Annotated in this window: 21 protein-coding genes and 1 tRNA gene; 7 read left to right on the top strand and 15 right to left on the bottom strand. The window is 75.2% G+C overall.

From position 1 onward, the window contains the following. Positions 1 to 5: 5 nt before the first annotated feature. Positions 6 to 857: a sugar phosphate nucleotidyltransferase gene (locus ACFQ8T_RS14850; protein WP_430547287.1), complete on the bottom strand. Its 852-nt coding sequence runs from the start codon at positions 855 to 857 to the stop codon at positions 6 to 8. After that, positions 854 to 2,284: a glutamate-1-semialdehyde 2,1-aminomutase gene (locus tag ACFQ8T_RS14845; RefSeq protein ID WP_430547286.1), complete on the bottom strand. Its 1,431-nt coding sequence runs from the start codon at positions 2,282 to 2,284 to the stop codon at positions 854 to 856. Before ACFQ8T_RS14845 ends, ACFQ8T_RS14850 begins: the two co-directional genes overlap by 4 nt. 180 nt (positions 2,285 to 2,464) lie before the next feature. Here ACFQ8T_RS14845 and ACFQ8T_RS14840 point away from each other — a divergent pair, with 180 nt between their 5' ends. Further along, on the top strand, positions 2,465 to 3,031 hold the full coding sequence (locus ACFQ8T_RS14840; RefSeq protein ID WP_430547285.1) for a dTDP-4-dehydrorhamnose 3,5-epimerase family protein: 567 nt from the start codon (positions 2,465 to 2,467) through the stop codon (positions 3,029 to 3,031). Here ACFQ8T_RS14840 and ACFQ8T_RS14835 read toward each other — a convergent pair. The 3 genes from ACFQ8T_RS14835 to ACFQ8T_RS14825 are packed head-to-tail and all read right to left on the bottom strand — an operon-like array spanning position 3,003 to position 6,561. Then, positions 3,003 to 4,202, bottom strand: a complete 1,200-nt coding sequence (locus tag ACFQ8T_RS14835) for a class I SAM-dependent methyltransferase (protein WP_430547284.1) — start codon at positions 4,200 to 4,202, stop codon at positions 3,003 to 3,005. The genes ACFQ8T_RS14840 and ACFQ8T_RS14835 overlap by 29 nt on opposite strands. After that, positions 4,199 to 5,530 carry a methyltransferase domain-containing protein gene (locus ACFQ8T_RS14830; protein WP_430547283.1) on the bottom strand — a complete coding sequence of 444 codons (1,332 nt, stop codon included), beginning with the start codon at positions 5,528 to 5,530 and terminating at the stop codon, positions 4,199 to 4,201. Before ACFQ8T_RS14830 ends, ACFQ8T_RS14835 begins: the two co-directional genes overlap by 4 nt. Further along, on the bottom strand, positions 5,527 to 6,561 hold the full coding sequence (locus ACFQ8T_RS14825; RefSeq protein WP_430547282.1) for an NAD-dependent epimerase/dehydratase family protein: 1,035 nt from the start codon (positions 6,559 to 6,561) through the stop codon (positions 5,527 to 5,529). The genes ACFQ8T_RS14830 and ACFQ8T_RS14825 overlap by 4 nt, the downstream gene beginning before the upstream one ends. A gap of 196 nt (positions 6,562 to 6,757) precedes the next feature. Here ACFQ8T_RS14825 and ACFQ8T_RS14820 point away from each other — a divergent pair, with 196 nt between their 5' ends. Genes ACFQ8T_RS14820 through ACFQ8T_RS14805 form a run of 4 tightly spaced genes read left to right on the top strand, consistent with a single transcriptional unit; the run spans position 6,758 to position 12,469 of the window. Continuing rightward, complete coding sequence (locus ACFQ8T_RS14820) at positions 6,758 to 8,803, top strand: glycosyltransferase (RefSeq protein WP_430547281.1); 2,046 nt, start codon at positions 6,758 to 6,760, stop codon at positions 8,801 to 8,803. After that, complete coding sequence (locus ACFQ8T_RS14815; protein ID WP_430547280.1) at positions 8,800 to 10,269, top strand: O-antigen ligase family protein; 1,470 nt, start codon at positions 8,800 to 8,802, stop codon at positions 10,267 to 10,269. Before ACFQ8T_RS14820 ends, ACFQ8T_RS14815 begins: the two co-directional genes overlap by 4 nt. Further along, positions 10,266 to 11,291, top strand: a complete 1,026-nt coding sequence (locus ACFQ8T_RS14810; RefSeq protein ID WP_430547279.1) for a glycosyltransferase family 4 protein — start codon at positions 10,266 to 10,268, stop codon at positions 11,289 to 11,291. Before ACFQ8T_RS14815 ends, ACFQ8T_RS14810 begins: the two co-directional genes overlap by 4 nt. Further along, on the top strand, positions 11,288 to 12,469 hold the full coding sequence (locus ACFQ8T_RS14805; protein WP_430547278.1) for a glycosyltransferase: 1,182 nt from the start codon (positions 11,288 to 11,290) through the stop codon (positions 12,467 to 12,469). Before ACFQ8T_RS14810 ends, ACFQ8T_RS14805 begins: the two co-directional genes overlap by 4 nt. Here the strand turns inward: ACFQ8T_RS14805 and ACFQ8T_RS14800 are convergent. The 9 genes from ACFQ8T_RS14800 to ACFQ8T_RS14760 form a co-directional block, all read right to left on the bottom strand. After that, positions 12,417 to 13,622: a glycosyltransferase gene (locus ACFQ8T_RS14800; RefSeq protein ID WP_430547277.1), complete on the bottom strand. Its 1,206-nt coding sequence runs from the start codon at positions 13,620 to 13,622 to the stop codon at positions 12,417 to 12,419. The two genes, ACFQ8T_RS14805 and ACFQ8T_RS14800, sit on opposite strands and share 53 nt — an antisense overlap. Then, entirely contained in the window at positions 13,619 to 15,424 is a 1,806-nt protein-coding gene (locus ACFQ8T_RS14795; RefSeq protein ID WP_430547276.1) for a hypothetical protein, read from the bottom strand. The genes ACFQ8T_RS14800 and ACFQ8T_RS14795 overlap by 4 nt, the downstream gene beginning before the upstream one ends. Next, positions 15,421 to 16,578 (bottom strand): glycosyltransferase, encoded by a 1,158-nt coding sequence (locus ACFQ8T_RS14790; protein ID WP_430547275.1) that lies wholly within the window; start codon positions 16,576 to 16,578, stop codon positions 15,421 to 15,423. Before ACFQ8T_RS14790 ends, ACFQ8T_RS14795 begins: the two co-directional genes overlap by 4 nt. A gap of 125 nt (positions 16,579 to 16,703) precedes the next feature. Then, entirely contained in the window at positions 16,704 to 17,306 is a 603-nt protein-coding gene (gene pth / locus ACFQ8T_RS14785) for an aminoacyl-tRNA hydrolase (RefSeq protein ID WP_430547274.1), read from the bottom strand. A gap of 109 nt (positions 17,307 to 17,415) precedes the next feature. Continuing rightward, on the bottom strand, positions 17,416 to 18,039 hold the full coding sequence (locus ACFQ8T_RS14780; RefSeq protein WP_430547273.1) for a 50S ribosomal protein L25/general stress protein Ctc: 624 nt from the start codon (positions 18,037 to 18,039) through the stop codon (positions 17,416 to 17,418). Positions 18,040 to 18,371: 332 nt separating this feature from the next. Next, positions 18,372 to 19,511, bottom strand: a complete 1,140-nt coding sequence (locus tag ACFQ8T_RS14775; protein ID WP_430547272.1) for a glycosyltransferase — start codon at positions 19,509 to 19,511, stop codon at positions 18,372 to 18,374. 69 nt (positions 19,512 to 19,580) lie between these two features. Continuing rightward, positions 19,581 to 20,564, bottom strand: coding sequence for a ribose-phosphate diphosphokinase (locus ACFQ8T_RS14770; RefSeq protein ID WP_429764461.1), 984 nt, complete (start codon positions 20,562 to 20,564; stop codon positions 19,581 to 19,583). Further along, positions 20,561 to 22,165, bottom strand: coding sequence for a bifunctional UDP-N-acetylglucosamine diphosphorylase/glucosamine-1-phosphate N-acetyltransferase GlmU (glmU, locus tag ACFQ8T_RS14765; RefSeq protein ID WP_430547271.1), 1,605 nt, complete (start codon positions 22,163 to 22,165; stop codon positions 20,561 to 20,563). The genes ACFQ8T_RS14770 and glmU overlap by 4 nt, the downstream gene beginning before the upstream one ends. A gap of 147 nt (positions 22,166 to 22,312) precedes the next feature. Then, positions 22,313 to 22,384 (bottom strand) — tRNA-Gln (locus tag ACFQ8T_RS14760). A gap of 478 nt (positions 22,385 to 22,862) precedes the next feature. Here ACFQ8T_RS14760 and ACFQ8T_RS14755 point away from each other — a divergent pair. Further along, the gene (locus ACFQ8T_RS14755; protein ID WP_430547317.1) at positions 22,863 to 23,462 is read left to right on the top strand and encodes a TetR/AcrR family transcriptional regulator; all 600 of its coding nucleotides are present in this window, start codon (positions 22,863 to 22,865) and stop codon (positions 23,460 to 23,462) included. Between the two features lie 21 nt (positions 23,463 to 23,483). Here ACFQ8T_RS14755 and ACFQ8T_RS14750 read toward each other — a convergent pair whose 3' ends face one another. After that, positions 23,484 to 24,095 carry a TetR/AcrR family transcriptional regulator gene (locus ACFQ8T_RS14750; protein WP_430547270.1) on the bottom strand — a complete coding sequence of 204 codons (612 nt, stop codon included), beginning with the start codon at positions 24,093 to 24,095 and terminating at the stop codon, positions 23,484 to 23,486. A gap of 119 nt (positions 24,096 to 24,214) precedes the next feature. Here ACFQ8T_RS14750 and ACFQ8T_RS14745 point away from each other — a divergent pair, with 119 nt between their 5' ends. Beyond that, positions 24,215 to 25,096 carry an alpha/beta fold hydrolase gene (locus ACFQ8T_RS14745; protein WP_430547269.1) on the top strand — a complete coding sequence of 294 codons (882 nt, stop codon included), beginning with the start codon at positions 24,215 to 24,217 and terminating at the stop codon, positions 25,094 to 25,096. Positions 25,097 to 25,131 lie beyond the last annotated feature (35 nt).

Raw genomic sequence — 25,131 nt, 5'->3', positions numbered from 1 at the left:
GGACCTCACGCGCCGGCACGAGCCGGACCCACGACCTCGCCGACCTCGACCTCGGGCACGCGCCGCGGCGCGGGGCGCGCGCCGCGGTCCCACACCGCCCACGGCCGGTCGCCCACGCGGTTCATCTCCTCCAGCGCGGAGCGCTCCTTGAGCGTGTCCATCGGCGCCCAGAACCCGGTGTGCGGGTGCACGCGGAAGCGGCCGGCGCGAGCGGCGCGCACGCAGGCGTCCATGACGAGGTCCTCGCCCTCGCCGAGGTAGTCGAAGATGCCCTGCCGCAGCACGAAGTAGCCGCCGTTGATGCACATGCTCATGTCGGCCACGGGTTCCAGGTCGCGCATCGTGCCGTCCGGGTCGTAGCGCACCACGTGGAACGAGTCCTGCGGGGCCACCGCCATGAGCGACCCGACGGCGTCCGTGGCGAGGAAGTCGTCGACGATCCGGTCCATCGGCGCGTCCGTGAGCACGTCGCCGTAGTTGGCGAGGAAGACCTCGTCGTCGTCGAGGAACCGGCGCACGCGCCGCAGCCTCTCGCCGATCGCCGTGTCGATCCCCGTGTCGACGAACGTGATGCGCCACTCGCTGATGTCGCTGCTGAGCAGCTCGACGTGCTCGCCGCCCTTGGTGAGCACGAAGTCGTTGGAGTGCGTCTCCGAGTAGTGGAGGAAGTAGTCCTTCACGGCGTTCGCGCCGTGCCCCAGCGCGAGCACGAACTCCGTGTGCCCGTAGTGCGCGTAGTACTTCATGATGTGCCACAGGACGGGTCGCGACCCGATCGGCATCATCGGCTTGGGCAGCGAGTCGGGGCCGGACCGCATCCGCATCCCCAGCCCGCCGCAGAACAGCACGACCTTCATGACGTCCCTCCCAGGGCCTGCCCGTCGTCGGGCGTATGACGGACACGGCGCGGCGCGGCCCGCTCCCGCAGCGCGGGGGCGACGGGCCGGCCGACGAGGAAGCCCTCGGTCCCGCCCGCGTCCAGGGCGGCGGCGTAGACGGGCAGCGCCCCGGCGACGGCCTCGACCGTCCGGTCCACGTCCGCGTCGGTGTGCGCGGCGGAGATCACGAACGACTGCGCCAGCACGCCGCGCCGGAGCAGCTCGGCGAGGAAGAGGGTGCGGAACGCCTGCGAGGGCGCGCCGTCGTGGTCGCGGGTGCCGAAGACCAGGCACGCCGGATGCCCCGACACCGTCACCCAGCCCGTCAGGCCGGCGGCGTCGACCGCCTGCTGCACCCCGGCACGCAGCCGCTCGCCCTGGGCGGCCATCGCGGCGGGCACGTCGCGTGCGGCGTACTCGCGGTGCACCGCCAGCCACGCCGCGAGCCCGGCCGTCTCCGCGCCGTGCGTCGTCGAGAGCAGGAAGACGCGCCGCGCGTCCGTCGCGAGGCCGCCGAGCTCCATGAGCTCGCGCCGGCCCGCGAGCGCCGAGACGGCGAACCCGTTGCCCAGCGCCTTGCCCCACGTCGACAGGTCCGGCACGACCCCGTACACGGTCTGGGCGCCCCCGGCCGACCACCGCATCCCGGTGATGATCTCGTCGAACACGAGCACCGTCCCCGTGCTGTCGCACAGGGCGCGCAGGCCCTCCAGGTAGCCGGGCGGGGGGCTCGCGTGCGCGGTCGCGGCCTCGAGCACGAGGGCCGCGACGCGGCCCTCGTGCCGGGCGAGGAGCTCCTGGACGGCGGCCAGGTCGCCGTACGGGAACCGGACCGTGAGGTCGCTGATCGCCCGCGGGATCCCGGCGTCCATCGGCGTGGTCCCGATGAACCAGTCGTCGGTGGAGAAGAACGGGTGGTCGGCGCAGACGGCGACCAGGTCGCGGCCCGTGGCGGCGCGGGCCAGCCGGACCGCCGCGGTGGTGACGTCGGAGCCGTTCTTCGCGAACTTCACCATGTCGGCGCCCGGCACCTGCGCGCAGAACGCCTCGGCCGCCTCCAGCTCCCAGCGGCTGGGCCGGGAGAAGCTCACGCCGTCCGCGATCGCCGACGTCACGGCGTCCACCACGGGCCGGAAGCCGTGGCCGAGCGTGACGCTGCGCAGGCCCATCCCGTACTCGACGTACTCGTTGCCGTCCACGTCCCACACGTGCGCGCCGGCGCCCCGCGCCAGCACGGGGGCCATGCGCTCCGGGTACTGGTCCGCACCGCGCGCGTAGGTGTGCGCGCCGCCCGGCACGAGACGGTGCAGCCGGGCCTGCGCGGCCGTCGACCGGTCGAAGGACCGGGCGGGGTCCGCGGGCTGCGGCGGGTCGGGATGCGTCGCGTGCTGCGTCAGCTGCGTCATGGTGCCCCCGGGTGCGGTCGGGAGGTGGGTCGTGAAGTCTGGTGGGGTCGGCAGGGGGCCGGTCCCGCCGCCAGTCTGCGGCGCAGCACGGCACGGATGAAGGGCCCGCAGGGCTTTTCATCCGGCGCCCACGCCGACTTCACCCGACCGCTCCCGGACCCTCTCCGTACGGTGTGGAGCATGCAGGTGCTGCCCACGACCCTCGACGGCGTGCTGATCCTCGCCCCCACCCCGCACCGCGACGAGCGCGGGCTGTTCACGCGCACGTTCGACACCGCCACCGCGGCGCACGCGGGCCTCGACCCGGCGGCGTTCGTGCAGGACAGCCAGTCCCGTTCGCGACGTGGCGTCGTGCGGGGGCTGCACGGCCGGGTGGGGGGCGGCGAGGCCAAGCTGGTGCGGGTGGCGCACGGTGCCGTGCACGACGTCGTCGTCGACGCCCGCCCGGGCTCGCCGACGTTCGGGCGCTGGGAGGCGTTCCGGCTCGACGACGTCGACTTCCACGTCCTGTACGTGCCGCGCGGCTGCCTGCACGGCCACCAGACGCTCACCGACACCGCGGACGTCTGCTACCGCATCGACGCGGAGCACGACCCGTCCGAGGACGTCGCGGTGCACCACCTCGACCCCGACCTCGGGGTGCGGTGGCCGCTGCCCGTCTCGCTCGTCAGCGACCGCGACGCCGCCGCCGGGTCGTGGGCGGCGCTGGTCGAGACGCTCACCTCCGGCGGCCGCGGTCCCGGCTGAGCGGCTCGACCTCGACGGGCTCGGGCTCGGCGATCACCCAGCGACCCCCGAGCGCCTCCACCTCGGGGTGCGCGAACCGCACCTCGTCGAGGAGGTCGGGCACGAGCAGCAGCACCCTGTCGGGGCGGATCTCGGCGAGGATGTCGGGCCCGAGCACGGGCACCCGCGGCCCGGGACCGCCCGGCATGGACCTGCCCCGCTTCGCGGGCGACGCGTCCACCACGGCGAGGACGTCGTCCGCGGTGACGCCGGCGAGCGCGAACAACGCGACCGCGCGCGACGCGGCGCCGTACGCGACCACCTTGCCCTCGCTCGCGTCGAGCCAGTCGCGGAGCGCCGCCGCCGACGCGGCCACCTGCCGTTGGAGCGCCGCCACGGCCGTCGGCTCCGTGATCCCCGCCGCGGCCTCGGCCGCCAGCTCGGTGGCGACCAGGTCGCCCGCGGCGCGGGCGTGCCGGCCGGCGGGTTCCGAGCCCTCCCGCGCGAGCGCCAGCAGCCGCGTCCCGCCGTACAGCGGGTAGCGCCACAGCCCGACCGGGACGAGGCCCGTGGTGCGCGCCATCTCCACGAGCACCGTGAGCGAGTAGTACGCGTAGTGCCCGTGCCGCAGCGCGTTCCAGGTGCCGTCGCGCAGGATCACGGACAGCGGGTGCACGTGCAGCGCGAGGACGCCGTCGGGGGCGAGGGAGTCGAGCCGCAGGTCCCAGGCCGCGCGCTGGTCGGCCTCGTGCATGATCCCGAGCGAGTCCACGACGAGGTCGGCGGCGAGCCCGGGCACCGTGCCGGGGCCGTCGAGCAGCACGGCGTCCGGCACGATCTCCTGCACCCGCGCCAGCCAGGAGCCCCCGTGCGGGGAGCGCATCTCCTCCACCCACGTGCCGGGGCCCAGCAGCCCGCCCCCGACGAGGTCGGCCACACCCGCCCGCGCCTGCGCGACGAGGGCGGCAGGCTCCACGCCGAGCGGCTCCTCGGGACCTGTCGGGTCCTCCTCGAGCTGGGCCAGGCGGCACCGGTCGCACATCACCATGCGCAACGGGTGCACGGGGTCAGGAGCGGGTGCCTCCGGCTCGGGGAACAGGTCGGCGGCGGGCTGGGAGCCCAGGTCGAGCACCACGGTGGCGCGGTCCGACCGGCACCACCGGCAGCGCCAGCCCGGCACGACGGCGCTCACGTGCCCGGCTCGAAGACCTCGAGGCGCGGCAGGAACGTCACCAGCCGGCCTCCCCAGTCGGCGACGTGCGCGAGCTGGGCCGAGATCTCCCGCCGCAGGTTCCACGGCATGACGACGACGTAGTCCGGCCGGGCCGCGTCGAGCGCCTCGGGCGCGTGGATGGGGAGGTGCATGCCCGGCGTGAACCGGCCGTGCTTGTACGGGTTGCGGTCGACGGCGAACTCGATCAGGTCGGGGCGCACGCCGCAGTGGTTGAGCAGCGTGTTCCCCTTGCCGGGCGCCCCGTACGCCACCACGCGCTTGCCCTCGCGGCGGGCGGTGAGCAGGAAGCGCAGCACGTCGTCGCGCACGGCGGCGACCTGCTCGGCGAAGCCGGCGTGACCTTCCACGGTGTGCAGGCCGGCAGCGGCCTCGGCCGCGAGCACGCGCGCCACGGCGGCGGACGGCGCGGGCCCGCCGCCGGCCGGTGCGCCGGCGGGCGTCGGCACGGACCACGTGCGCAGCGAGCCGCCGTGGCTGGGCAGCTCGTCCACGTCCACCACGGTGAGCCCGGCGGCGGCCAGCACCCGCTGCGTCGTGAGCAGCGACAGGTAGCTGTAGTGCTCGTGGTAGATCGTGTCGTACTCGTTGCCCTCGACGAGGCGCAGCAGGTGCGGGATCTCGATCGACACCCGCCCGTCGTCGGCGACGAGCTGCCGCAGCCCGCGCGAGAAGTCGACGATGTCCGGCACGTGCGCGAAGACGTTGTTGGCCACGACGAGGTCGGCCGGGCCGTGCTCGGCCCGCACGCGCCGCCCCGTCTCCTCGCCCAGGAACTCCACCACCGTCGGCACGCCCCGCTCGACCGCGGCCGCGGCCACGTTGCCCGACGGCTCGATGCCGAGGCAGCGGATCCCCCGGGCGACGACGTGCTGCAGCAGGTAGCCGTCGTTGCTCGCGACCTCGACGACGAACGACCGCTCGGGGGCGAGCCCGAGCCTGTCCACCGCGTCGTCGACGTACCGCCGCGCGTGCTCCACCCACGACGCGGAGTAGGACGAGAAGTAGGCGTAGTCGTCGAAGATGTCCTCCGCCGGCACGTAGGCGGGCAGCTGCACCAGCAGGCACTGCTCGCACACCCGCACGTGCAGCGGGTAGAAGGCCTCCGGGCCGTCGACCTGCTCGGCGGTGGGGTAGGTCTCGCACGGCGGCGACATCCCGAGGTCCACGAAGGTACGGGTCAGGGGTGCGCCGCACAGCCGGCACGACGGCGCGGGCACGGCGGCCCCCTCGGGCGCGGCGGATCTCTCGGGCGTGGCGGCGTGCCGCGCCGCCGACACGGCGGTCATGCCCGCACCGCCGTGGTGCGCAGGTTCTCCAGGTCGAGAGCGCCGCCCGCGGCGAGCTCGCTCACCCGGTGCAGGCGCACGAAGCGCGGGCCCTCGAAGTCGTCGGCGGTGAGGCCGAACCGGTGCACGTCCTGCCAGATCTGCCTGATCCCGTCCCGCACCGTCCAGCGCGGGGCAGCGGCAGGGAGCTCGGTGCGGATGCGCGTGAAGTCGACCCGGTAGTTGCGCGTGTCGGCCCCCGCCCCCGCGGCAAAGGTCACGGGGGCGCCGGTGACCTCGCTGACCTGCTCGGCGACGGTGCGGATCTGGACGACGTCCTCGTCGCGGCCCACGTTGAACGCCCGGTCGTGCACCACCTCGCGGGGGGCCTCGAGCCCGGCGAGGAACGCCCGCGCGATGTCCTCGACGTGCACGAGGGGCCGCCACGGCGAGCCGTCCGACTGCAGCCGCACCTCGCCGCGCGTGAACGCCGTGCCGGTGAGGTTGTTGACCACGATGTCGGCCCGCAGCCGCGGCGACGAGCCGTACGCGGTCGCGTTGCGCAGGAACGTGGGCGAGAAGCCGTCGTCGGCGAGCGCGGAGAGGCCGCGCTCGGCCTGGATCTTCGACTCCCCGTACGGGGTGACGGGGTGGAACTCGGCGCCCTCGTCGACGGGCTCGTCGCCCGCCGCGCCGTACAGGGAGCACGACGACGAGAACAGGAAGCGGGTCACCCCGGCCGCCTTCGCCGCGCGCGCCATCCGTACGGCGCCGTCGGTGTTCACCGAGTAGGTGGCCCGCGGGTTGAGGTGCCCCAACGGGTCGTTGGAGATGGCCGCGAGGTGGATCACGGCGTCGAAGCCGGCGAGGTCCTCGGGCCGCGCGTCCCGGACGTCGCCGGTGCGCTGCTCGTACCCCGTCACCGGGGGCCCGAAGTCGCAGCCGTCGTACCAGCCGGCGTCGAGGCCGACCACCTCGTGGCCTGCCGCCTGCAGGAACGGCACCAGCACCGCACCCACGTACCCGCGGTCACCATCGACGAGCACTCGCATGGTCCGTCCCCCGTCGTCGTCCGGCCGGTCCCGCGGGCAGGGAGTCCCGCGGGCCGGTGGCTTCACCGCCGCCTCGACGCTAACCAGCGACCTCCTCCCACCGTGAGGGTTGCCCGGGGTGAAAAGCCTCGTCACCCGGGTGATTCCGGGCCTGCGACGTTCCCCGGCCGCACCCCGGCGGCGAGGATCGGGAGCCATGAGGATCCTGCGCATCTCCCACAGCGCGGTGGTCGACGCCTGGCGCGGCCGCGAGGCCGAGCTGCGCCGGCGCGGCGACCACGTCCGCGTCCTCACGGCCGCCGTCTGGGACGAGGGCGGCCGCGACGTGCGCCCCGCGCCGTCGCCGGACGAGGAGCTCGAGACCGCGCGCACGTTCGGCCGGCACCCCGCCCTGTTCCTCTACGACCCGCGGGCCCTGTGGCGGGTGCTCGGCGAGCGGTGGGACGTCCTCGACATCCACGAGGAGCCCGTGGCGCTCGCGACCGCCGAGATCCTGGGCGTCCGCGCCGCGCGGCGGCTCGTGGACGCGGCGCGCGGGCGGCGCTCCCGCCCCGCGCCGTACCTCCTCTACTCCGCGCAGAACCTCCTCAAGCGGTACCCGTGGCCGTTCCGGGCGCTCGAGGCGGCCGCGCTGCGCGGCGCCGCCGCCGTCGTCACCTGCAACCACGACGCCGCCCGTATCGTGCGCTACAAGGGCGCCCGGGGGCTGGTCGAGCGGATCCCGCTCGGTCTCGACACCACCGTGTTCTCTCCCGCCGACGAAGCAGAGCTCGGGAGACGGCCGGCCGGGCCGCGCACGCCGGGACGGGTGCGCGTCGGGTACGCCGGGCGCCTCACCGCCCAGAAGGGGGTGGACGTGCTCCTCGCGGCCGTCGCCCGGGACGAGGCGCTGGACCTCGTGGTGGCGGGCGCCGGTCCGGAGGAGGCGAGGCTGCGGCGGATCGCCGCCCCGTGGGGCGACCGCGTCGACTTCCTCGGCCCTCTCGACACCGACGACCTTCCCGCCTTCTACCGCGGGCTGGACGTCCTGGTCGTGCCGTCGAGGCACGCCCCGGGCCTGGCCGAGCAGTTCGGCCGCGTGGTGGTCGAGGCGATGGCGTGCGGCACCCCGGTCGTGGCGACCCGTGTCGGCTCCGTGCCGGACCTCGTCGCCGGCGCCGGTGTCCTCGTGGCACCGGACGAACCCGACGCCCTGCTGGACGGGATCCGGCAGGCGACCCACCCGCGGACCGCGCGCACGCTGCGCCTGGCCGGGCTCGATCGTGCACGCGAGTGCTCGTGGCCCGAGGTCGCCCGTCGGTACCGCGCGGTCTACGAGGCGGCCCTCGGCGCGCCGGCACGCGACCATGGTCCGGCCGCGCACGAAGGCACGGCAGGTCGGCCGGCCCCCCGGGTCGAGGTGGTGGTCGTCGCCTACGGCCACCCCGACCTGCTGCGCTCCGCGCTCGAGCCACTGGCGGGAGCCTTTCCGATCACCGTGGTCGACAACTCGTCCGACCCGCGGCACCGCGCGCTCGCCCAGGTCTTCGGCGCCGCCTACCACGACCCCGGGCGCAACCTCGGGTTCGCGGCGGCCGTCAACGTGGCGCTCGCGCACCGGCAGGACCCCGGAGCGGACGTGTTCCTCCTCAACCCCGACGCCGTCGTCGGGCCCGAGACCGTCGCGACGCTCCACGAGGCCCTGCACGCGGACCCCGGGCTGGCGAGCGTCGGCCCCTCGCAGGTCGACGGCGCGGGCCGACCGGGACGCGTCGTCTGGCCGTTCCCCTCTCCGGCGCGGGCATGGCTGGAGGCCGCCGGCCTCGGCCGGCTCCGGCTGCCGCGTGAGCGCACCTTCGTCATCGGCTCCGCGCTGCTGATCCGCGCAGCCGCGCTGCGCGGTGTCGGCGGGCTCGACGAGCGGTTCTTCCTCTACGCCGAGGAGACCGACTGGGCGTACCGGGCCGACCGGCAGGGCTGGCGACACGCCCTCGTGCCCACCACCGAGGTCGTGCACGAGGGCGCGGGCACGGGTGGTGACGTCCGGGTCCGCGAGCTGCACTTCCACGCGTCGCAGGAGCGCTACCTGCGCAAGCACTACGGTGCGGCCGGCTGGACCGCTGCCCGTGCCGGTCTCGTCGCGGGTGCGGTGCTGCGCTCCGCCGCGCTGCGCGGGCCCCGCCGGGAGCACGCCCAGCGGCGTCTGCGCGCGTACCTCGGCGGGCCGGCGTCGCTGGAGGACCGCGAAGCGGTGCCGTCGTGAGCGCCGGCGGGCCCGGCGCCCACCACCTGCGCCCGCGGACGAGCGGGGAGCCGCGGACGGGCATGAAGACGGGCATCGTGTCGAGCCTGCTGTCCACGACGCGCGTCGCGACGTGGGCGGCGGTCCTCGGCGTCGTCGTCCTCGCGGCGACCTACGTGCTCGCCCACGATCTCACCCTCGGGGTGGCCGTGACCTCCGTCGCGGTGCTGGCCTGCGTGATGCTCTACGACCCCTCGCTGGTCCCCGTGGTCGCGATGCCCACCTTCGTCGTGGCCGAGCGGGTGGGCGGGGACTCCCTGAACATGTCGCTGGGCGACGTGACCCTGTTCGCGACCTTCTGGGTCGCCGTCCTCTTCTCACCGCGCCCGTTCACGCCCGCCCTGCGGTCCATGCTCTGGCTGTCGGCGGTGTACCAGCTCGCGACGCTCTTCGCCGTCGTCGCCACCCCCTTCGCCCAGAACTCGATCGAGTGGTTCCACGCGTGGCTGCTGGTGGGCGGGGCCCTGGTCGTGGGCTGGGCGGTGGGGCGGTCCGGGCACGCGACGCTCGGGCTGACGCTCCTGACCGTGTTCGTGCTCGCGATCGCGCTCGACGCCTGCGCGACCGCCGCCGTGCGGCTCGCGCAGGGCGACGTGTCGCCGGTCTACCCGAGCTGGCCGTTCGAGCTGCACAAGAACCTCGCGGGCCCGATCTTCGCCTCGGTCGCCCTGCTCGTCTTCGTGCGTCAGCCGTGGCTGCGGTGGCCGGCCTGGTTCCGGGTGCCGGCCTTCTACCTGCTCGTGCTCGCGCTCATGGCCGTGCAGTCTCGCCAGGCGATCGTCGGCCTGGGTGTCGGCCTCATCGTGCTCGCGCTGCGTGCCGGGCGCGGACGCCGCCAGACCCCGATCCTCATGCTGCTCACCATGGCCCCCGCCGCCATCTTCGTCGCGAGCCGGGTGCAGGACGACCTCTCCGGCGACGACCCGTTCAACTCCACGGCGTTCCGCGCCGTCGGCATCGAGGGCGGGTTCGACGTCTGGCGGGAGCACCTGTGGTTCGGCGCCGGGCTGCGCTGGTGGACCGTGGGGCCCGAGCTCGGGTTCCAACCGCCCAACGCGGTCGCGGAGGTGCTGTCCTCGGTCGGCATCGTCGGCCTCGCCGGGTTCGCGGTCCTCATGCTGGGCACGCTCGTGGTCGCGTGGCGGATGGACCGCCGGTTCGGGACGCTCGCCGTCGCCCTGCTCGCGTCGCGCCTCGTGGCGAGCCAGTTCGACCAGTTCTGGGTCGCGATCATCGTGTCCCTGCCCTTCCTGCTCGTGGGGGTCTGCCTGGGCGCCGAAGGGTTCGCGAAGGCGCCAGGAGCGCCCCTCCTCGACGACCGGCCGGCGCGCGTCCGTCGACGCGCGGCGCGAGCCGCCCTGGCCCCGGTGGGGCAGCCGGTCCCGGCGCAGGGCGAGGAGCTCCTGCTCCCCGGTGGCCGCTCATGAGGATCACGCACGTCGTCGTGACGGACGCGTACGCCGGCGTCGAGGCCCACGTCGCGCGCCTCGCGCGGGCGCAGGCGCGGGCGGGCCACGTCGTCGCGGTGGTGGGCGGTGCGGAGGAGCCGATGCGCGCCGTCGTCGGCGACGACGTCGAGCTCAGGCCGGGGTCGACGGTCGCCCGGGCGCGACGCTCGCTCGTGCGGGGGCCGCAGCCGGACGTCGTCCACGCGCACATGACGGCGGGCGAGATCGCGGCGTGCCTCGTCCCCCGGGTGCTCCTGCACCGCGTGCCGCTCGTCGTGACGCGGCACTTCGCCCTGGTCCGGGGGCGCAGCGCCGCCGGCCGCGTCGCCGCGCCGGTGATCCGTCGCACCGTCGCCGCCCAGATCGCGATCAGCGCCTTCGTGCAGGACCGCATCGACGGCCCGAGCCGGGTGGTGGTCGCAGGCCTCGAGGAGCGGCCGCACCCGCGCGGCGCGGCGCTCCGGTCGCCCGTGGTGCTGATCGCGTCCCGGCTCGAGCCGGAGAAGCGGGTCGACTCCGGCGTCCGGGCGTTCGCGGCGTCGGGGCTCGCCGACCGCGGCTGGCGCCTGCGGGTCGCCGGGTCGGGCTCGCTCGAGGTGGCGACCAAGGAGCTCGTGAGCGAGCTCGGGCTGGACGGGGCCGTCGATCTCCTCGGCCACCGCGACGACGTGCCCGCGCTCCTGGCCGACGCGGGACTCTTCCTCGCCCCGACCCCCGGCGACGGCTTCGGGCTGAGCGTGCTCGAGGCCATGGCGAGCGGCGTCCCGGTCGTGGCCGACGGCTCCGGCGGGCACGTCGAGTCCCTCGGCTCCGCCGGCGGACCCGGCCTGTACGCCACCGGGGACGTCGACGACGCGGGGCGGCGGCTGCGCGCCCTCGCGGACGACCCCCGCCGGCGCGACCGCTACGGCGCCGCCCTGCAGGCCCGGCAGCAGGCCGAGTTCTCCGTCGCACGCCAGGCGGCCGCCACCGAGCGCGTGTACCGGCAGGTGCTGTCGTGACACCGGTCCGCGAGACCGTCGGCCCCGACATCGTCGTGATGTCGCTCGAGCCGTGGGACGACGTCTGGCGGCGCAACCAGTACCTCGTCGCCGGTCTCCTGCGCGAACGCCCGTCGGCCCGGGTGCTCTTCGTCGAGCCGGTCAGCGACCCTGTGCACGCCGTGACCCGTGGCGCCCGGCCGCGGCCCGGTCGAGGGCTCCGGCCCGCCCCGGACGTCGAGGGCGTCGGCCCGCGCCGGCTCTGGCTGCTCGAGCCGACCAAGCTGCTGCCGCGGCGGGTCGCGCCGCACGGCGACGAGCGTCGCGCGGCCGTCGTCGTGCGGGCCGCCCGGCGCCTCGGGCTCGCGAGACCGGTGCTGTGGGTCAACGACCCGTACGGCGCCACCCTGGCGCGCGTCAGCGGCTGGCCCACCCTGTACGACGTCACCGACGACTGGACGGCGGCCACGCGCGGCCCGGCCGAGTCCCGCCGCGTCGCCGAGTCGGACCGGTACCTGGTGGAGCACGCCGCGGCCGTCACCGTCTGCTCCCCCACCCTGGCGTCCCGCAAGGCCGACGCCCGGTCGGTCGTGCTGGTCACCAACGGCGTCGACGTCGAGCGGTACCGGCGCCCCGCGGCCCGGCCGGCGGACCTCCCGCGCGGCGCGACCGCCGTCTACGTCGGCACTCTGCACGCCGACCGGCTCGACGTCGGGCTGTGCGAGACCACCGCCCGCGCCCTGGCCGGCGTGGGCTCCCTGGTGCTGGTGGGCCCGGTCGCGCTGGAGCGGCCCGACGTCGACCGGCTGCGCCGGGCGGGCGTGGTCGTGCTCGGCGCCCGACCGTTCGGCGCGGTGCCGGCGTACCTCCAGCACGCCGACGCGCTCGTCGTCCCGCACGTCGTCGACGACTTCACGGACAGCCTCGACCCGCTCAAGCTCTACGAGTACCGGGCCGTGGGGCGCCCCGTCGTCTCGACGCCGGTCGCCGGCTTCCGCGACACCGCCGACCCGCGGGTCGCCGTCGCCCCGCCGGAGGGCTTCGCCGCTGCCGTCCGGGACGCGCTCGCGGAGCCGACACGCGGGCCGGCGGGGCGACCCGGCACGGACCCCGAGCCCATCCCCACCTGGGCGCACCAGGTCGCCCTCATGTCCGACGTCGTCGACGCCGTCCGGCGACCCGCTCCCACACCCCGGTGACGGCGTCCGCGGTCCCGCGGGCGGGGAACCGCCGGGTCGCGTCGTCGTAGGCCGCCCGGGCGCGCCGGTCGGCGGCCCCCGGGTCGTCCAGCACCGCCAGGAGGCCCCCGGCGAGTGCATCCGGATCACCAGGCGGCACGAGCACGCCCAGCTCCTCCCCTGCCGGCCGGACGATCTCCGGCACGCCCCCGGCGTCCGTCGCGACCACGGGGACGCCGCGCACCATCGCCTCCACGACCACCTGACCGAACGGCTCCGGGACGGGCGAGGCGTGCACGCACACCGACAGCCGGTCGAGCTCGCCGGCCGGGTCGTCGCTGAAGCCGACCACGTCCACCGCGGCGCGGAGCCCGAGCCGGTCGATCTCCGCGTCGACGGCGTCCGCGTAGTCGTCGGCGCCGAACAGCGCTCCCCCGACCAGGCGGAACCGCACCTCGGGACGCCGGTCGAGCACCGTCCGCGCGGCGCGCACGAGCTCCAGCTGGCCCTTCGTCGGGCTGAGTCGGCCGACCAGCCCGACCACCGGGCGCTCCGGCGGCACCCGGTCGTCGTAGGCGGGCACCGCCTGGTCCGGCGCGTACCCGGGGTGCGCGACGGTGAGGTCGCGCACCCCCGGGAGCGTCCGGGCCGTCGCCTCCGAGTTCGCGACGACCGCGCGCGGGCCCCGGCGGGCCAGCGCGCGCAGGAGCCGCACCGCCACCGGCGGCAGGTAGTCGTCGGCGATCCGGTCGTGGACGTGCCACACCACCGGGACCCGGCACCACCGGGCCGCGAGGAGCCCGACGACGTCGGCGCGCAGCGAGTTGGTGTGCACGACGTCGGCGTCCGCGCTCCTGAGCACCGCGGCCACCCGGACCACGAGCCGGGCGGTCTCGCCCACCGCGAGCACCGCGCGCCAGGAGCCGCCGAGCGCGTGCCGGTCCATGCCCCGCGACCGCGCCCCGGTGTGGACCACGAGCGTCCGCACTCCGGCCGCCCGCAGCCGCTCGACGAGCGGGCCGTCGTCCAGCACGATCGCACGGAGCTCGACGCGGCTCGGGTCGAGCTCCGCGGCCAGCCGGAGCAGCGCCAGCTCCCCGCCGCCCAGCGCCGCGGTGTGGTCGACGACCACGACGCGCAGCGGCCGCTCGGCAGCGCCCGGTGGCACCGTCACGACGAGCGCGCGGTCCGCAGCAGCCGGCCGATCGTGGGTGCGACCTGCGCGGGCGTCGGCGGCTCCTGCTCCGCGGACGGCGGTGCGGCCACGGTCGCGACCCGGACCCCCGTGGGCGGGAACGCCGGGGGGCGGACCGGCGTCGGCGGCGTGACCGCCCGCGCGGGGCCTGACTCGTCGCGCGCCGGGGCCGGGGACGCGTCGTCGTCCGAGCCGGTGGGCGCCCGGTCGTCCGGCGTGCCCTGCGGACCGCTCGGGGTGCGGTCCGCCGTCTCGTCGACGGGGTCGGGCACCGCGGCGGACGGACCGTCGGACGGGTCCGACTCGACGGGCTCGCCGTAGGTCGACGCGTAGACCATCCGGCTGTCGCCCTTCACCCCGGCCAGCGCGACGCCGGTGAGCGGTACGCCGTTGATGCGCAGCCGCTCGGCCGCCTCGGCGAGGACGCTCCGCGCGGTCCGGCCGGCGGTGGCGACGAGGACGACGCAGTCCGCGTAGGCGCCGAGGATCGTGGCGTCCGCCGCCGCCAGCACGGGCGGCGCGTCGATGACGAGCACCTCGCCGGCGTCCCGCGCCGCCTCGACGGTCGCACGGACCCGGTCCGTCGCCAGGTAGTCCGCAGGGTCCATCGTCGGGTCGTGGAGGGCGAGGAAGCGGAGGTTGGGCACCTGGGTGGGACGCAACCCGTCCGGACCGGTGCCCGGACCGTTCGGGCGCGGCAGGAGGTCCTCCAGGTCCGGACGACGCAGGTCGCCCGAGACCGCGACGGTGGCCCGCCCGCTCATGGCCCACGACGCCGCGAGGTTGGCGGCGATGAACGGCCGCGGCGCGTGCGGGTCGGTGGCCGTCACGACGACCACGGCGTGCTCGCGGTCCTGCATCGCCACGTGCAGGGCGGTGCGCAGCTCCCGGATCGACTCGGTGAACGGGGAGGCGACCCGGCTCGAGATCGGCAGCACCGGGGTGCGGCGGTACGACTTGGCGGCCCGGGTCACCCCGTAGAGCTCTGCGAGGACCGGGACGCCGGCCGCGGCCGCGGCGTCGGCACGGCCACGCAGCCGGGAGTCGAGGGCCCGGCGGGCGAGGGCGAGGCCGACCCCGATCGCGAGCCCGGCGAGCGCGCCGAGAAGGACGATGCTGGCCCGCGGCAGCCCCACCACGACGGCTGAGGAACCGGTCGCGGGAGTGAGGATCTGGGCGGGCGTCACGATCGACTCGAGCGTGCTCCTGCTGGCCGACAGGGTCTGGTACTGGTCGATGATGGTGGAGCGCTCCGCTCCCGCCAGGGGGTCCTTGGGCTTGTCCTTCACCTGCTTGTCGACCGCGTCGAGCTGGCCCCGCAGCGCGTCGCGGCGGGCGTCGATCTCGGCGATCTGGTCGTCGATGACCCCGGGCAGGCTGTCGACGTAGGCGGACGCCACCGCGTTCGCCAGCGCGACCGCGTCGCCCGGGGCGCCCGCCGTGGTGGTGACCGCCATGACCTGCGTGGAGGCGTCGAACGCTCCCGAGACCTGGGCGGCGAGCGCCTTCGGGTCCGCTCCCGCGGCCACGCCCTCGGCCACCACCTGGAGCACACCGGGCGCCTCGACGAGCCCCGGGTCGGTGTCGACGCTCGTGGTGGTGGCCGCCGGCGACGTGCTGTCGCCCAGCTCGACGGCGTTGATCTGGACCGTCGCGGTCGCCTCGAACACCTCGGGCTTGCGGTCGGCGTACACCCACGCGGCGGCCAGCGCGAGCACGACCGACCCGATCAGGAGGTACTTGCCCTCCCACATCACCCGCAGGAACTCCCGGACGGTCATCGGCCCCCTACCTCCCCCTGTGTCCCCGGCACCCCGGCCGCCACGGCCTCCTGCGCCACCACGGCCTGCAGCCGGGCGACGAACGCGTCCCTGGAGAACCCCTTCACGTGCACGCCGATGGCCTCCTGGTCCCAGGAGCGGGCGAGCGCGGCCTCGATCCCCTCGGCGACCGGCGTGGCGTCCGGGCCGTCCACGTACAGCCCGGTCACGCCGTCGACCACGGTGTCCAGGTAGCCGCCCGTGCCGAGCGTCACCGCCGGGACCCCGAACGCCGCCGCCTCCAGCGGCGTGAGCCCGTAGTCCTCGTACGACGTGGCCACCAGCAGCGACGCGTGGCCGTACAGCCAGCGCAGCTGCGCGTCGTCGACCTTGCCCACGAAATGCACCCGCTCGTCCGCGAGACGCTCGAGCCGCTCGCGGTCGGGGCCGTCCCCGACGACGACGAGGGGCAGGCGGAGCCGCCGCGCGGCCGCGACGACGACGTCGACGTTCTTGTACGGCAGCAGCCGGGCCACGCAGAGCAGGTATCCGGGGGCGATCCCCGGCATCGGCGTCACGGGGCCCTCCGGCTCCATCGCGGGCGGGGGAGCCACGACCTCGGCGTCGATGCCGTAGGCCTCGCGCACGGCGCGCCGGGCGACGGTCGAGACGGCCAGGTAGACGTCGGCGCGGGCGGCGGCCGCCGTGTCGGACGCGCGCAGCCCGGGGCCGAGCAGGTCGAGCGCGGCGCCGGCGAGGCCGGTGCGCCACCGCTCCTTCCAGGCCCGGCCGGAAGCCCCGGAGAGGTACCGGTCGCGCTGGTAGAGCCAGCGGGCGGGCGCGTAGCAGTACACGACGGTGCGTCGCGCTCCGCGGTAGCGGTGCGCCCACCCGCTGGAGCTGGCGAGCAGCACGTCGGCCTCGACGGGCTGGCTCTCGACCGCGCCGCGGAGCAGCGGCAGCGCCAGGCGGTGGTGGCGCCGCAGCGCGCCGACACGGTCCAGCCGCGACGGGCGCACGTCCACGTCCGCGAACTCGGGGAACGTCCCGTCGGGGTGGTACAGCGTCGTGTAGAGCGGCGCCGACGGGAAGGCCCGGGCCATCGTCAGCGCTACCCGCTCGGCGCCCCCGCGCTGCGTCAGGTAGTCGTGCGCCAGTGCCACCGTCGGGCCCATGGTTCCTCCTCGTGCGGACGGTCGGGACCGCCCGTCGAGCGTAAGGAGACCGGGGCACGGAAAGGACCCCGTGGCGGCCTTTCCACCCGGGTGAAGAGCCCGGTCAGGCCAGGGTCCGCACGGAGTCAGACCTTCGTGTGGAACTTCCCCTGCGCGGCGAGGAGCCCCTCGGCGAGGACCATCTCCACGGCGTCGGCGGCGTCGTCGACGAGGATGGGCAGGTCCTTGCGCTCGGTGGCGGAGAAGTCCTTGAGCACGTGGTCGGCGGTGTCCGTGCGGCCCGGGGGGCGGCCGACGCCGACGCGGACGCGGACGTAGTCCTTGGTGCCGAGGGCCTTGGTGATGTCGCGCAGGCCGTTGTGCCCGCCCTCGCCGCCGCCGGACTTCAGCTTGATGGTGTCGAACGGGATGTCGACCTCGTCGTGCACGACGACGACCTGGGCCGGGTCGACGCCGTAGTACTTCACGAGCCCGGCGACGGGCCCGCCCGAGGTGTTCATGTACGTGGAGGGCTTGGCCAGCACCACGCGGGGGCCGGGGCGCCCGCCGGGCAGGACGCCGAGTCGCGTCTCCGCGACGGCCGCCTGGGCGCGGGCGTGCCGCGAGAATCGCGCGCCGGTGCGCTCGGCGAGCAGGTCGAGCACCATCTGCCCGACGTTGTGCCGGTTGCCCGCGTACTTCGGGCCGGGGTTGCCCAGCCCGACCACGAGCCACGGGGTCTCGGTCATCGACGTTCTCTCTCCAGGGTTCGGCGGCGGGTGCGCGGGTCACAGGGCGTGGACGCGCGAAGGGCGCCCGGAACCGCACGGTACCGGGCGCCCTGGGCGTGAGGTGGTGTCAGCCCTCGGTGGACTCGGCGGCCTCGGTGGTCTCCTCGGCGGCGGCCTCGCCCTCCTCGGCCTCCTCGCCCTCGGCGGCGGCCTCGGCGCGCGGCTCGGCGATCTGGACGACGGCGGCCTCGGGGTCGGTGAGCAGCGTGGCGCCCTTCGGCAGCTCGACCTCGCCGGCGGTGACGTGCTGGCCGGCCTCGAGGCCCTCGATGGAGACGTCGACCGACTCGGGCAGGTGGGTGGCCTCGGCCTCGACCGACAGGGTCTGGGCCTCGACGAAGTGGATGGTGCCCGGGGCCGACTCGCCCACGACGTTCACCGTGACGTCGACGGCGATCTTCTCGCCGCGGCGCACGATCAGGAAGTCGATGTGCTCGATGGTGCTGTTCACCGGCGTGCGCTGCACGTCCTTGGCGACGGCGAGCTCGGTCTTGCCGTCCAGCTCGATCGAGAACAGGGCGTTGCTGTGACGCATCGCCAGCATCGTCTGGTGGCCCGGGAGGGTGATGTGCAGCGGGTCCGCGCCGTGCCCGTACAGGACGGCGGGGATCTTGTTCTCGCGACGGATGCGGCGGGCGGCGCCCTTGCCGAACTCGGTGCGGGCCTCGGCGGCGAGCTTGATGTCGGACACGTGGATCACTCCTGGGATGTCTGTGCGTGCCGACGGCCAGAGGGAGCCGTCGGCTGTCCACGAGGGTGTGGTCCCCGCGAACTGCGGTTGCGTCGGCGTGGGACACGTGACGGACGCGATCGAGAGCGCGCCGTGGGAGCACCCGCAGAACGCGGTGCACCGACAGCCGCCCAGTCGATCACGGAAATCCGACGGATCCTGCGCTGAGGGTGGCGGCCGGGTCGCAGGTGCGTGACCTGTACGACCTGGGTGACCGGCGCCCGTCAGACGTCCCTCGCCGAGGCAACCGGACGAGTATAGCCCCCTCGGGGCAGGGCGTGTCAGGCCCGGGCTCAGGGCTGGGCGTGCTCGCCCGTGCGCTCCCGGGCCCGTGACGCGCCGCGGGGGCGGTAGACCACCTGCGCCTGGAAGACGAACCGCACGACGAACGCGACGAGGATGAGCACCGCCTGCACCAGCTCGGGATGCGGCACGGCGCGCTCGACGATCCACCACAGCAGCAGCGTGCGGACCGCGGCCTCCGTCCCGTTGAAGGCGAAGGACCGCACGAAACGGCCCCAGAAGCCGTGCGCGCCGTCGCGCAGGTCGGCGAAGACGAACCGCTCCTGCAGCAGGAAGTTGATGACGATCGTCACGACGTTGGCCCAGACGACGGCGGGCAGGTAGTGCACCCCGAGCCCCTGGAGCCCCGCGAGGATCGCGAGGTTCAGGACCGCGCCGAGCGCGCCGATCAGCGCGAACGGGGACAGCCGCCCGAACCGCAGCAGCGTGAGCTGCTCCACGTACCGCAGCCCGTTGGCGACGGTGGCCTTGGACCGGCCCGCGAACCGCTCCCCGAAGACGAACGGCTCCTCGACCGCGACGAGCCGCTGCCGGGCGAGGATCTCGAGCAGGATCTTGAAGCCGCGCGGGCGGAGCCCTGCCAGGTCGACGGCACCGGGGCGGACGACGAAGAACCCGGTCATCGGGTCGGAGACGTCGCGCAGCTTCACGGGGAACATGGACCGGGCCAGCAGCCCGGACGCCTTGGAGACCCAGCGGCGGTACCGCCCGTCGAGGCCGCCGGCGTCGCCGCGGCCGGTGTACCGCGAGGCGACGACGACGTCGGCGCCGGTCTCGCGCGCGGTGGTGAGCAGCACGGGCACCATCTCGGGCGGGTGCTGCAGGTCGCCGTCCATCACGACGACGCGCTCGCCGGTCGCGGCGCGCAGGCCGGCGACGACGGCGCCCGAGAGCCCGCCGTCGGGCACCTCGCGGTGGATCATGCGCACGGGCAGCGCGGCGGTGGCGGCGACGCGCTCGATGACGGCGGGGGTGTCGTCCTTCGAGTCGTCGACGAACAGGATCTCGGCGCCGCCGGGCGCGACACGACGGCCCTCGCCGTCGGGGCCGAGCACGGCGGAGAGACGACGGACCAGCTCGGCGACGTTCGGTCCCTCGTTGTAGGTGGGGACCACCACGGTCACGTCCACCGTCTCACCGTGCCTCCCTCGGGGACGCCGCGGCCCGGGACGGCGTGCGCCCCGGGCCTCCGGCGTCGCTCAGGCGTTGCCGTCGAACAGGCTCGTCACGGAGCCGTCGTCGAAGACCTCGCGGATGGCGCGGGCCACGAGCGGGGCGACGGACAGCACGGTGAGCTTCTCGAACCGCTTGTCGGCCGTGATCGGCAGCGTGTCGGTGACGACGACCTCGGCGGCGCCGCACTCCTGCAGGCGCTGCGCGGCGGGGTCGGACAGCACGCCGTGCGTGGCGGCCACAGTGACGGAGCGGGCGCCCGCGTCCATGACCACCTTGACGGCCTCGGCGATCGTGCCGCCGGTGTCGATGAGGTCGTCGACGAGCACGCAGTCGCGCCCCTCGACCTCGCCGACCACGCGGTTGGCGACGGCCTGGTTGGGGCGGGTGACGTCGCGCGTCTTGTGGACGAAGGCCAGCGGGCAGCCGCCCAGCTTGGCGGCCCACTGCTCGGCGACGCGGATGCGGCCGGCGTCGGGCGAGACGACGGCGGCGTTGGACACGTCCACGCGGGTGCGCACGTAGTCGACCAGCACGGGCATGGCCCACAGGTGGTCGACCGGGCCGTCGAAGAAGCCCTGGATCTGCGGCGTGTGCAGGTCGATGCTGAGGATGCGGTCCGCGCCCGCCGTCCTGAGCATGTCGGCGACGAGGCGGGCCGAGATGGGCTCGCGGCCACGGCTCTTCTTGTCCTGGCGCGCGTACGCGTAGAACGGCGCCACGGCGGTGATCGAGCGCGCGGAACCGCGCTTGGCCGCGTCGACCATGAGCAGCTGCTCCATGAGCCACTGGTTCACCGGGGCGGTGTGGCTCTGCAGCAGGAAGATGTCCGAGCCGCGCACGGACTCGCTGAACCGCACGTACGTCTCGCTGTTCGCGAAGTCGTACGCAGACACGGGCAGCAGCTCGATGCCGAGCTCCTTCGCCACGGCCTCCGCGAGCTCCGGGTGCGCCCGACCGGTGGCGAGGACGAGCGTGCGCTCACCGGTGCCGGGGATGAAGTTGTTCATCGCTGCGTGCTTCCTTCGGTCGGGTCGGAACTGTCGGCGGGGGGCACCACCGGGATGGCGCCGGTGAGGGCATTGTGCGCGGCGAGCTGACGCTGCGCCTGGGCACCGAGCTGCCCGCCCGAGCCCTCGGCGCGGGCGCGGGCGGCCGCCTCGGCCGCCGGCGAGCCCGACCAGCGGCGCTCCACCCAGTCGTCGACGTTGCGCTGCTGGGCGCGGGCGACGCCGAGCGCGCCCGCCGGCACGTCCTTGACGATGACGGAGCCCGCGGCCGTGTACGCGCCGTCGCCCACGGTCACGGGAGCGACGAACATGTTGTCGGCGCCCGTCTTCGCGTAGGAGCCGATCACGGTGCGGTGCTTCTTCTGGCCGTCGTAGTTCACCGTGACCGACGCGGCGCCGATGTTGGTGTGCTCGCCGATCGTCGCGTCGCCGACGTAGGACAGGTGCGGCACCTTCGAGCCCTCGCCGATCTGCGCGTTCTTCGTCTCGACGAAGGTGCCGATCTTGCCCCTCGTGCCCAGCTCGGTGCCCGGGCGCAGGTACGCGAACGGGCCGACGGACGCGTTCTCCCCGATGACCGACAGCGAGCCGTGCGTGCGCACGACGGTCGCGCCGGGGCCCACCTCGACGTCGGTCAGCGTGGTGTCCGGGCCGATCGTCGCGCCGGACTCCACCTTGGTGGCGCCGTGCAGCTGCGTGCCGGGCAGCAGCGTGACGTCGGGGGCGAGCTCGACGTCGACGTCCACCCAGGTGGTCGCCGGGTCGACGACGGTGACGCCGGCCTGCATCCACTCCGTGAGCACGCGGCGGTTGAGCTCGGCGCCCAGGGTCGCGAGCGCCACGCGGTCGTTGACGCCCTCGACGAGCATCGGGTCGTCGCTGAGCACGGCGCGCACGGCACCGCCCTCGGCCCGCGCGGAGGCGACGACGTCGGTGAGGTAGACCTCGCCCTGCGCGTTGTCGCGGTCCAGGCCGCCGAGCCCGCGGCGCAGCACCGCGGCGTCGAAGACGTAGACGGAACTGTTGATCTCGCGGATCGCGCGCTGCTCGGGCGTCGCGTCCTTGTGCTCGACGATCGCCAGCACGTCACCCGTGCCCGCCTCGCGCACGATGCGGCCGTAGCCGGTGGCGTCCGCGACCTCGGTCGTGAGGATCGTGACGGCGTTGCCGTCCTCGTGGTGCGCGGCGAGCAGCTGGCCCAGCGTGGCGCCGTCGAGGAGGGGGATGTCGCCGGCGAGGACGACGACGGCGCCGTCCAGCCCGTCGCCCAGCGGGTGGTCGCCGCCGTTGGCGTGGTCGGCGTGCAGCTCGTCGTCGACGGCGTCGTCGTGCACGAGCTGCGCGGCACGCCCGGCGTGCGCGCGGGCGTCGAGCGCGTCGAGCGCGCACTGCACGGCGCGGCCGGTGCCGGGGATCTCGTCCTGGTCGACGACGAGGGCCGCGGCGTCGATCTGCGCCGCGGCGGCGGCCACGAGGTCGCGCTCGTGGCGGACGACGACCGCCACCTGCTGCGGGTCGAGCTCGCGGGCCGCGGTCATCGCGTGGCCGAGCATGCTCCGCCCGCCCAGGGCGTGCAGCACCTTCGGCGTCGCGGACCTCATCCGCGTCCCCTGCCCCGCGGCGAGGACGACGACGGCCGCCGGACTGGGGTGGGAGGGTGCTGCGCCGGTCGAACCTGCGGCGTCCGGTCCTGTCGAGACCACGAGTGCTCCGTCTCTTCTCGGGTGTGCTCTGTCGATGGTGCCGAGCTCCGCCCCCAGGACTCGAACCTGGACCAAAGGCACCAAAAACCTCTGTGCTGCCGATTACACCAAGGCGGATCGGGCCCCCGGGCCGGGTTCACGCCCCAGCAGGCGCGGCACCGTCGGGCGTCCGTCCTCAGTCTGCCAGGTCCGCACCACCGCCCCGGCACGCGTCCGGCCCCTCGGCGCCCCCGGGCGCCGTGGCACGCGCCACACCCGGCACGCGCCGGACGCCGCGCGACAGCGTCGCGGCGAGCTCGAAGCCGTCGGGCACTGCGACAAGGCCGGGGCCGTGTTCGGCGCGGCCGACATCGGGTCCGTCGTCGACGGCGCCTCCTGGGCGTCGCGCTGACGCCGTACCGGCTCGCCGACCTGCTGGTCCGGCGGTACCCGGTGATGGTGCTGCTGTCCGCCGTCGTGCCGGCGTTCCCGCCCGCCGCCGCCGCGTGGCCCGTGCCGACGGCGCGCACCGTCCTCGCGTCCCGGCGGCACGCCCGGGCACAATGACCCCATGCCCACCGACCCCCGCGCGTCCAAGCGTCCGCCGCGCGCCCGGATGACGGCGAGCCAGCGGCGCGAGCAGCTGCTCGAGGTCGGCCGCGGCCTGTTCGCCGAGAAGGGCTTCGACGGCACCAGCGTCGAGGAGATCGCGGCGCGGGCCGAGGTCTCCAAGCCGGTGGTCTACGAGCACTTCGGCGGCAAGGAGGGCGTCTACGCCGTCGTCGTCGACCGCGAGGTGCGCGCCCTGACGTCCGCGCTGACCGGCGCGCTCGAGGAGGGCGGCCACCCGAAGGTGCTGGTGGAGCGCACGGCGCTGGCCCTGCTCGGCTACATCGAGGCGTCGGAGGACGGTTTCCGCATCCTGGTGCGCGACTCCCCCGTCGCCCAGGCCACGGGCACGTTCTCCAGCCTCATCGGCGACGTCGCCACCCTGGTGGAGCACATCCTCGGCGACCAGTTCAAGGCGAACGGCCTCGACCGCAAGGCCGCGCCGCTCTACGCGCAGATGCTCGTCGGCATGGTCGCCCTCACCGGGCAGTACTGGCTCGACGCCCGCAGCCCCGACAAGGCCGAGGTCGCCGCGCACCTGACCAACCTCGCCTGGAACGGGCTGTCCGGGATGGTGAAGAAGCCGGAGCTCACGAAGTCCCGCTGATCCTCCCGCCCGCATCGAGCGTCAGGCGGGGTCGACGAGGTGGTCGAGCAGCCGGTCCACGACCGCGAGCGCCGTCTCGCCCGTGACGTGCCCGGCGAGGATCCCCTGGGTCAGCCCGGCGGCCGACGCGAGCACCAGCTCGGCGTCGAGCCGGGCCCTGTCCCCCGGGCCCGCGCCGTCGCCCCGTTCTCGCCACAGCTGCGCCGCGACGAGGTCGACGAGCGCCCGCGGGGCGCCGCGCAGCTCCTCCGGGGTGACGGCCTCGTTCGTCAGGGCGGCGGCGTGGAACGCGGCGAGGACGACGGCGTCCGCGCGGCGGTCGTCGTCGAGCGGCAGCAGCGCGGCGAGCACGGCGCGCAGGACGGCGCGCGGCGGGGGCGGCTCGGACCCGGGGCCCGCACCGGGCGCGTCGCCGCCGAACCGGCCGGCCGAGCTCTCGATCACCGCGCGGTGCGTCGCGACGAGCAGCCCGTGCTTGTGGCCGAAGTAGTACTGCACGAGCCGTACGGAGACCCCCGCCTCGGCGGCGACGGCCTGGAACGTGGCCGCCTCGAGCCCGTCGCGCGCGATGACGCGGCGGCACGCGTCGGTGATCTGGCGGCGTCGCTCGTCATGGTCCACACGTCGCGGCACGTCTCTCCCTGTCGTCGGTGCTGTCGGTGCTGGCCGACGCCTGGTCGACCCGGGGTGATGATACGTGCGCACCATGTTGATGGTACGGTCATACCATCAACCGCGCACCAGGAGGTCCGATGCCGTCGACAGGCCGATTCACCAGCGAGGCCGCTCGCACCGCGTACGGGGCGGCGTACCGCGACCTCGAGGCCCGCTGGCCGCTGCCGTCCGACGACGTCCGGGTCGAGACCGCCTACGGCCCCACCCACGTGCGCCGGTCCGGCACCGGGCCCCGCACTCCCCTCGTGCTGCTGCACGGGCTGAACGGCACGGGCCTCAGCTGGCACGGCGTCGTGCGCACCCTCGCCGCGGACCGCGTCGTCTACGCGCCCGACGTCGTCGGCACCGCCGGGCGCAGCGAGCAGACCGCGCCGCTGACCTCGCCCGACGACTACGCCGCATGGGGCGCCCAGCTCCTCGAGGGCCTCGGCCTGGAGCGCGCGCACGTCCTCGGCTACTCCGAGGGCGCGTGGTTCGCCGCGCTGCTGGCGTCCGGGGCGACCGGTGCCACCCGCCGCGTGGGAGCGCTCGTCCTCGGGGAGGGCATCACCGCGCTGGTGAAGCCCGACCGGAAGGTGGTCTCGCGCATGGTCCGCGCCGCAGCCCTCCCGACGGCGCGCAACCTCGCCCGCCTCGACGAGTGGCTGACGCCGGGCGTGACGCTCGCCGACGAGGACCGCGCCCTCGCCCGCGCGGCGATGCGCTACCGCCGTCGGACGCCGTGGCCGCGCCCCCTGCCCGACGACCGGCTCCGCGCGATCGCCGCCCCCACCCTGGCGTTCTTCGGCGCGGGCACGAGGCTCGGCGACCCGGTCGCCGCGGGCCGCCGCGTCACCGAGATGGTGCGCGACTCCCGCGTCGAGCTGGTGCCGGGCGGCGGGCACGGCGTCCTGTGGCAGCTCCCCGACCAGGTGCTCCCGCTGGCCGACGGCTTCCTGCGCGCCCACGACGACGCCTGACCGACGAGCTGTCAGGACCAGAGCCCTGCATCCGT

The organism is Isoptericola sp. NPDC056618, from assembly GCF_042792715.1.
Classification (GTDB): Bacteria; Actinomycetota; Actinomycetes; order Actinomycetales; family Cellulomonadaceae; genus Isoptericola; species Isoptericola nanjingensis.
This window is presented reverse-complemented; position numbering and strand designations above follow the sequence as displayed.